Origin of the sequence: Corallococcus sp. 4LFB, from assembly GCF_046520365.1 — a bacterium.
In the GTDB taxonomy this organism is placed as follows: domain Bacteria; phylum Myxococcota; class Myxococcia; order Myxococcales; family Myxococcaceae; genus Corallococcus; species Corallococcus caeni.
In genome coordinates, this window is sequence record NZ_JBKGHJ010001287.1 from 1 (window position 1) to 310 (window position 310).

The window sequence follows — 310 nt, forward strand, 5'->3', positions numbered from 1 at the left end:
GCTCAACATGGCCACGTCGCTCAACGTCACGGTGGTGCTCAAGGGCTCGCGCACGCTCATCGCGGAGGCCGGCGGGCGCGTGTACATCAACCCCACCGGCAACGCGGGCATGGCCACGGGCGGCACGGGCGACGTGCTGTCGGGCGTGTGCGGCGCGCTGCTCGCGCAGGGCATCCCGCTGCCCAGGGCCGCGCGGACGGCCGTCTACGCGCACGGGCTGGCGGGCGACCTGATGGCGCAGCAGCGCGGCTGATGGGCCTCATCGCCACGGACCTCCTGGTGGGCCTGGGCCACGTCTGGACGCGGTGGG

The 310-nt window shown here is 74.5% G+C and carries 1 protein-coding gene; it reads left to right on the plus strand.

All coding sequences use genetic code 11. The annotated features are described in order from the left end of the window. Positions 1-253: NAD(P)H-hydrate dehydratase (locus ACLEQD_RS45355; RefSeq protein ID WP_410392068.1), on the plus strand; the 253-nt coding region annotated here is incomplete at its 5' end. Positions 254-310 lie beyond the last annotated feature (57 nt).